This window comes from Enterococcus sp. AZ163 (assembly GCF_050498925.1).
Lineage (GTDB): Bacteria > Bacillota > Bacilli > Lactobacillales > Enterococcaceae > Enterococcus_A > Enterococcus_A ferrettii.
Map to the genome: position 1 here is coordinate 3,801,722 of NZ_JBIPAO010000001.1, position 7,180 is coordinate 3,808,901.

Below are 7,180 nucleotides of genomic sequence, written 5' to 3' on the forward strand. Positions count from 1 at the left end.
ATTTTATTTGTCAGGAGCGTGTCAAAATGTATCGTCATAGTCGAAAAAGAAAAAAATATCCCATTTACATTGCTGGTGCCATCCTGGTTCTTGCTGTGGGCTTTCTTAGTGGAGAATATTTATCTGCTCGCCAAGCGGCAGTCGCCCCAGTACCGCAAGCAGCAAATCCACCGATTACCAAACCAACAACTACTTTAGCAGTGGAAACCCAGCAAACGATCGAACCTCATGACAAATTGGCCGATTCCTTGCAGGAGCAGTTAGTTCAAAGAAATTTCAGTGGAACAGTTCTAGTCTATCATGATGGACATTTAATTTTAAACAAGGCCTATGGTTGGAAAAATCAAGAGCAACAGCTTCAAAATCAAGTTTCAACCCAATATTGTATTGGTTCAGTTGAAAAGGGACAAACTGCTTATTTATTAATGGAAGCAGTCAAAGCTGGAAAGGTGCAGCTGACGGATAAATTAAGTCAATATTACCCTCAAATCAAAAATAGCGAGACAATTACTTTGCGCGATATGCTAAATATGAGCTCTGGTTTGAAGCTCAACGATAAAATCAAAGCTGAGCCTACTACAGACGAAAAAGATATATTGGCTCATGCAATACTGCAAGCCGAGGTCGGTGAAAAGGTCTATTCCTATCAACCGATCAATTACGTTTTACTGACCGGGATCATCGAACAAGTAACTGGTAAAGATTATTACGACCTATTTAATCAGCAGATTACCAAATCTTTTCAACTAAGCCATACTAGCTTTGCTCAGGATCATTCAGAAGAACAAGCACGTTCCTATCAAGAAACTAACGGAACAGACACTTTTACGAATGAATCAGCAGCCAGCTATGCTTCTGAATTGGGAACGGGTAATGTGTTTATGTCTGCCGGCGATTTATTTTTGTATTTCCACAGTCTTCTTTCTGGCGAAAAGCTGGCTACACAGGACCGGGAGACATTGTGGGGAAATTATCCAAATGAACAATATGCTGCTGGAATTTATAACATGTCCAATCATTACCATAGCCGGGGGGTAAAGGCCAATTTTGAAACAATTGTTAATTACTCTAAGGATGGACAAAACGCTATAATCCTTTTATCAAATAAGCATATCGAAAATACTTCTTTTAATGAATTAGGCGATCAATTGTTTAATCAGCTGGTCCAAGCAGACGAAACAACCGCCAGCAATAAATTGTCAACCTCCGCTAGTTCCTAATGGATGCACATGATAGGATAAAGATAATTAAAAATTATTAGGAGGAGTTTTATGTTAGACAAATCAGTTCCCTACATTCCTTTTACCATGACTCGAGAATTTGATGCCCTACCCTTGCCCAGCTATCAGCTACCTGAAAATTATCGTTTTGTTTTCTACAAACCTGGCGATGAGCAAGCTTGGGCAGTCATTGAAACCGCAGTAGCCGAATTTGATTCTACAGAAAAGGCTCTGAACTATTTCCACAGCTCCTTTGCGCCTTTCTCCAGTGAACTGCCGCATCGGATGCTGTTCATCGAAAATTCTACAGGAAAAAAAGTAGCCACCTTTACCGCCTGGCGATCAAATGATACTCACAAGCCGCGACTTCATTGGTTAGCTGTACTGCCTGAGGAACAAGGAAAAGGCTTAGCCAAAGCACTGGCAATTCGTGTAACAGAGCTACTCTACGAACTGCATCCAAACCAAAAGCCATACTTAACCACCCAAACTTGGAGCCATCCAGCTGTTAGACTGTATCAAAAATTAGGCTACGAGATTTTGCAAGATGAAAATTATCCACAAATCACAGAAATTCTAAACAACCTATAACTAAAAAAATGATACGAACTATACAGATTAGACCTTGTCACAAGGATCTTTCTTTATAGTTCGTATCATTTATTATTCCTTTCCAGTAGAATCAACCTATCAAAAATCTCCTCTGCCTTTTGCCGTTTCACAAGATCTACCCGCAAAGCAATTCTATCGCCGCTTTCCACCAAATTTTTCCTGTCCCAACAGCTAATTCCATTAAGTTCATCTAATTCTGTATAAGCATACATTATCTCACCATTTTCATAGAGAGATCGATGCTGTAACGAATCACCAAAGATCTTTGTATATCTCGAGAGTGCTTCCTCACACTTTCCAATAAATCTCACATATAGGTATTCACATCTCATCACTTGCTTCTAAACATAGTTTGACAGATAAGGCTTTAGCACAGAATGTGAAGACATTCCCGCTTCCTTTCTATTTAAAAAGCAGCCTCACACCTGATAGTGTCAAATTATTCCCAAATTAGCCACTTTCTATCTTCACTTTCATTTAAAAAAGAAGAGAAAAAATATTGACAACCTACCATATATTCGGTATTCTATATCTTGTGTTCAATAAGATGCCGCCTTAGCTCAGCTGGTAGAGCGCCACCATGGTAAGGTGGAGGTCGTCGGTTCAAGCCCGACAGGTGGCTCTTCTAAGAACCTTGAGAGATCAAGGTTTTTTTTTTACTTTCAAAATATGATCTGTAAAGAATCTTGACTTCTCAAGATTCTTTTTTTCACTCTCTTTTCTAAACAAACACCATGATTATCTTCACTCATTAAAATAGAGTTTCGTATACTAGAAACTTTTTGGGCAATGCCTAAATATTCTTCTTACCATTTGATCTTCCTTAGAACTCATCAAAGCAAAAGCAACTATCCTTTCTGCCAATAATTTTCTTTAAATACGACGTGTATCGTCCACGCTTCAAAATTATCTGCTGTCAAAGTGTTGATACTAACTTAAAACGACAAATCCCCATCACTTACTCTAAAGAATGTATAACAAGTTGCCTGACTAAAAGATCCTATCCTCCCAAAACTAATTCGGAAACTTTTCTATTCGATAAAAATTTTTATAGTTAAAAAATTTATTTAGGATCAAATGAAATACAGTACAGAGCAGATAAATTCCATTAAACAATCTAAAATACAACGTGTTTACCAGATCATCTCCTAACAATAGATTTGTCTTTTATAAGTAAAGTTATTGTTGTTCTACCATTTGCTATCTCCAATAAAAAATAAACGCTTTCTTTTTTCAGCCACATTATGAAGTACTAATTATTTCCTACTATCCTTAAGTAAACTACTTAAATAATTTAACGTTTAAAGCTTTACCGGATGAACTTTGATAAAAGCCCGTTACTTAAACTTTTCTTATACACTAAAAGCCTAAAATTTCTTGTGATTTCCTTTAGATACCTTTACAGAATGATGTCAATGTATCAGTGACATGACTAAAAAACGAACGTATATTCCCTATAAAAATAGTCACATAGTCTGATACAATACTGTTTAAAACGCTTTCTGCTATTTGTTAAAAATTTCAAAAAAACCATTACATTAGTTATTTTGTTACATAATTACACCACCTTGTAACCTATTGTCATAGGTCTTTCACCTATGAAATACAAAAGGATGTTAAAGTATGAATCGTAGTCGAAAGTATCAACTCGACAAAAACTTTTTGGAGGAATTTACTAGATGAAATTCGGAAAAGCATTATTACTTAGTACAATTATGGCAGCAGGTGCTGCATTGGCAATCGGAACAAATGACGCTCACGCAGCAGAAACTTACACTGTTCAATCAGGCGACACTTTATCAAAAATCTCAGCTAAGTTTACTGGCGACAACAGCTTGGTAAACTCAATTGCGACCAACAACAACATCACAAATGTTGACTTGATTTTTGAAGGACAACAATTAAGCATTGATACTACTGCACAAAATGCAGCGGCTCCTGTCCAAGAACAAGCAGCTCCTGTTGAGCAAACGCAAACAACAGCAGTGGCACCCGTTCAAGAAACAGCTCCTGTTCAAGAGCAAGCAGCACCAGCAGTACAAGCGGCTCCTGCAACTACTTCGTCTGCCAAAGAATGGATTGCTCAAAAAGAATCTAGCGGTTCTTATGATGCGACGAATGGCCAATATATTGGACGTTACCAATTAAGCTCTTCATACTTGAATGGCGACTATTCTCCTGCAAACCAAGAACGTGTAGCAGATCAATACGTTGCACAACGTTATGGTTCATGGGAAGGCGCTCAAGCTTTCTGGTTAGCGAACGGTTGGTATTAAAATAGATTAATCAAAAAGTCGAAGAATTCATTATTCTTCGACTTTTTTTTAGTTAAATTGCTTAGCTGCTTCAGGAATTTCTAATGCCTTTTTGACAATTTTATCCGCACCAGCCTGCTCTAGTTCTTCACGGTTTCCAAACCCATAAAGAACACCGATACTAGCTAAACCGTTCTCTTTAGCACCTTTGATGTCAAACTCACGATCTCCCACCATGATTGCCTCTTTAGGTTCAACTGACAAGTGAGTTAATGCATCCTTTATAATAGCTGCCTTTCCTTCCCGCTTTCCATCCAAATCTGCACCAAATATCCCAGTAAAATAAGATGTAAAATTCAGATTTCTGATAATCTGCTCAGCATAAGGTGTCGGTTTAGAAGTAGCCAAGCCCAAGCTATAATGCTGTGAAAGCTCTACTAATGTCTCGAGGATACCTGGATAAACCTCCAATTGCAAAATACCATAAACAGCATAATAATCTCGATAAATCATGACAGCCTTTTGAGCAGCCTCTTTGTCCATACCGTATATATTATTTAAAGACAAGCTCAAAGGCGGGCCAATAAACGTACGTAATACCTCTTTATCAGGAATTTCAAGCTTTAGCTCCTTCAGCATATAAATAATTGAAGCCAAAATACCCTTACTTGAGTCCGTTAATGTACCATCCAAATCGAATAGAATAACTTTTTTCATCGAATTCCTCCTCTTTTTCTTTCATCCTAGCTTTCTTTCTAGTAATTAGCAATAGAAAGCTGATTATTTGCTTTAATCAGTAATTACTCTTATACTTACTTTTAGTAAGATAAATTATCAAGGAGGAATTACTTATGGACACACAAATTCGCGGATTACACCATGTTACAGCAATGACTTCAAGCGCCAAAAAAAATTATCGATTCTTTACAGATATATTGGGCTTACGGATGATCAAAAAAACCGTCAATCAAGACGATATTGAAACTTATCACCTATACTTTACAGATGACAAAGGTGCACCTGGTACAGATATGACCTTTTTTGATTTCCCAGGTATTCCTCAAGGAAAAAAAGGAACCAATACCATTTCACGTACTGGCTTCCGAGTACCTAGCGATGCTTCATTGGACTATTGGGCAAATCGTTTCAACCAATTGAACATTGAACATGGTGAAATCAACGTACGATTTGGAAAAAAATATTTGGTTTTCAATGACTATGACAATCAATTGTTCCAACTAGTTTCTGATGAAAAAAATCAAGGAGTCACCGCTGGTACACCTTGGAAAAATTCAAACGTTCCTGCTGAACATTCAATTGTTGGCTTAGGACCCACTATTGTAACAGTATCAAACTTTGATCACATGAAACTTGTTTTAGAAAATGTTCTAGGTTTTAAAGAAACCGCTGAAGAAGGTAGCCTACATCAATTTGAAGTTGGTGAAGGAGGAAATGGCGCAACAATTATAGTCGACTTCAGAGACGATCTACCACCTGCTCAGGAAGGTTTCGGAAATGTTCATCATTTAGCTCTGCGAGTGGCTGACGATGATGCCCTAAAATATTGGATCAAAAAAATCAATGACTTAGAGTTCCCAAATTCTGGTTTTGTTGATCGCTTCTATTTCCAATCAGAATACTTCATGGCTGCACCAAACGTTTTATTTGAACTAGCAACAGATGGCCCTGGTTTCTTAGAAGATGAATCTTATGAAACTGCTGGAGAAATTTTATCGTTGCCGCCATTCCTTGAACCCAAACGCAAAGAAATCGAAAAGTATGTACGACCTTTCGATACTTCAGATGCAAATAAGAAACGACAATAATTTAAAGCAGGCGAAAATCGTCTGCTTTTTTAAGGAGGTTGCCCATGATTCACTATTCATCTAGTCAATTGACTAACAAACAAAACTATAAGTTTCTAACCGGCAGTATTATTCCCCGCCCGATTGCTTGGATTACCACTGTAAATCCAGATACAAAAATAATCAATGCTGCCCCTTTCAGTTACTTCAATATAGTTGCCAAACATATTCCATTAATTAGCCTCTCAATTAATCGACAAGCCGATGGAAAAATGAAGGATACCGCAGGCAACTTATTAAAATCCAAAGAAGGGGTCGTACACTTAGTTAATGATGCGGTTTTAAATGAAATGAATGCTACCGCGGCCAGCTTTCCTTCTGATATTGGTGAATTAACTGAGAGTACCCTAACTCTTGTTGACAGCAATACGATCCGAACACCAGGTATTCAAGAAGCCCCAGTACGTATGGAAGCCAAGCTTCACCAATATCTTGAAATAAAGGACCACGAAGACCATACAATCAGTGATTTATTCATATTAGAAGTGCATGACTATTATTTTGATGAAGAAATATTTGATATTGAAAAAGAATATATTTTACCACAGAAACTTTCACCGATCGCCCGTTTAGCTGGTGATAGTTATAGTCATATAGATAACATTATTGACATCGAAAGACCCAACTAAAAAGGAACCCAATCATCCACTAAAAATGATTGGGTTCCTTTTTTTATCTACTACTGCTCGCGTAAATCAATAATTTGAACATTTCCGTCAATTAAGCCACTTGTACCTTTAAGCTTGATTAAGCCTCTTGGTACATCAAATTCCAATTTCATTTTTTCATCTAGATGAATCGCAGAGTGTTCCTTAACAAAAAGTTCTCCGACATTACTATCTAAAGGTGTTTGATAATCAGAACGGTCTTGATCCTTACGCAAAATTAAAAAGCGAAAACTAATATCTAGTGAACAAAAACCCATCTTTGTATATTTGCCCACACCATCATCCAAATCTAAAACCACTATGCTATCTTTCAAATAATCTAAAAATCGTGGTTTCAATTCATCAGTTATTTCTAAATACATATACCTCATCTCCTCAATTCAAGCGTATCATGTTTTAACACATTTAAACAAATTTATGCTTGAAAACAAAAAAATAAACGATCTTCATATAAGATCGTTTAAAAACTCCGGCAGTAGGACTCGAACCTACGACATCATGATTAACAGTCATGCGCTACTACCAACTGAGCTATGCCGGAATAATAATACGCGTGGCGG

The 7,180-nt window shown here is 37.2% G+C and carries 7 protein-coding genes and 2 tRNA genes; 6 read left to right on the top strand and 3 right to left on the bottom strand.

Features of this window, described 5'->3' with window-relative positions; translation table 11 throughout:
- Positions 1-26: 26 nt before the first annotated feature.
- The 4 genes from IGI46_RS18335 (at position 27) to IGI46_RS18350 (ending at position 4,108) form a co-directional block, all read left to right on the top strand.
- Complete coding sequence (locus IGI46_RS18335) at positions 27-1,220, top strand: serine hydrolase domain-containing protein (RefSeq protein ID WP_429973935.1); 1,194 nt, start codon at positions 27-29, stop codon at positions 1,218-1,220.
- Positions 1,221-1,271: 51 nt separating this feature from the next.
- On the top strand, positions 1,272-1,811 hold the full coding sequence (locus IGI46_RS18340) for a GNAT family N-acetyltransferase (RefSeq protein ID WP_429964329.1): 540 nt from the start codon (positions 1,272-1,274) through the stop codon (positions 1,809-1,811).
- Positions 1,812-2,381: 570 nt separating this feature from the next.
- Positions 2,382-2,454 (top strand) — tRNA-Thr (locus tag IGI46_RS18345).
- A 1,057-nt stretch (positions 2,455-3,511) separates the two neighbouring features.
- Positions 3,512-4,108, top strand: coding sequence for a LysM peptidoglycan-binding domain-containing protein (locus tag IGI46_RS18350; protein ID WP_429964330.1), 597 nt, complete (start codon positions 3,512-3,514; stop codon positions 4,106-4,108).
- A gap of 48 nt (positions 4,109-4,156) precedes the next feature.
- On the opposite strand, the gene IGI46_RS18355 is transcribed toward IGI46_RS18350, so the two are convergent.
- Complete coding sequence (locus tag IGI46_RS18355; protein WP_429964331.1) at positions 4,157-4,804, bottom strand: HAD hydrolase-like protein; 648 nt, start codon at positions 4,802-4,804, stop codon at positions 4,157-4,159.
- 134 nt (positions 4,805-4,938) lie between these two features.
- Between IGI46_RS18355 and IGI46_RS18360 the strand changes: the two genes are divergently transcribed.
- Positions 4,939-5,913, top strand: coding sequence for a ring-cleaving dioxygenase (locus IGI46_RS18360; RefSeq protein WP_429964332.1), 975 nt, complete (start codon positions 4,939-4,941; stop codon positions 5,911-5,913).
- Positions 5,914-5,957: 44 nt separating this feature from the next.
- On the top strand, positions 5,958-6,581 hold the full coding sequence (locus IGI46_RS18365; RefSeq protein ID WP_429964333.1) for a flavin reductase family protein: 624 nt from the start codon (positions 5,958-5,960) through the stop codon (positions 6,579-6,581).
- 50 nt (positions 6,582-6,631) lie between these two features.
- On the opposite strand, the gene IGI46_RS18370 is transcribed toward IGI46_RS18365, so the two are convergent.
- Complete coding sequence (locus IGI46_RS18370; protein ID WP_207700928.1) at positions 6,632-6,982, bottom strand: iron-sulfur cluster biosynthesis family protein; 351 nt, start codon at positions 6,980-6,982, stop codon at positions 6,632-6,634.
- A gap of 105 nt (positions 6,983-7,087) precedes the next feature.
- Positions 7,088-7,161, bottom strand: a tRNA-Asn gene (locus tag IGI46_RS18375).
- Positions 7,162-7,180: the final 19 nt, after the last annotated feature.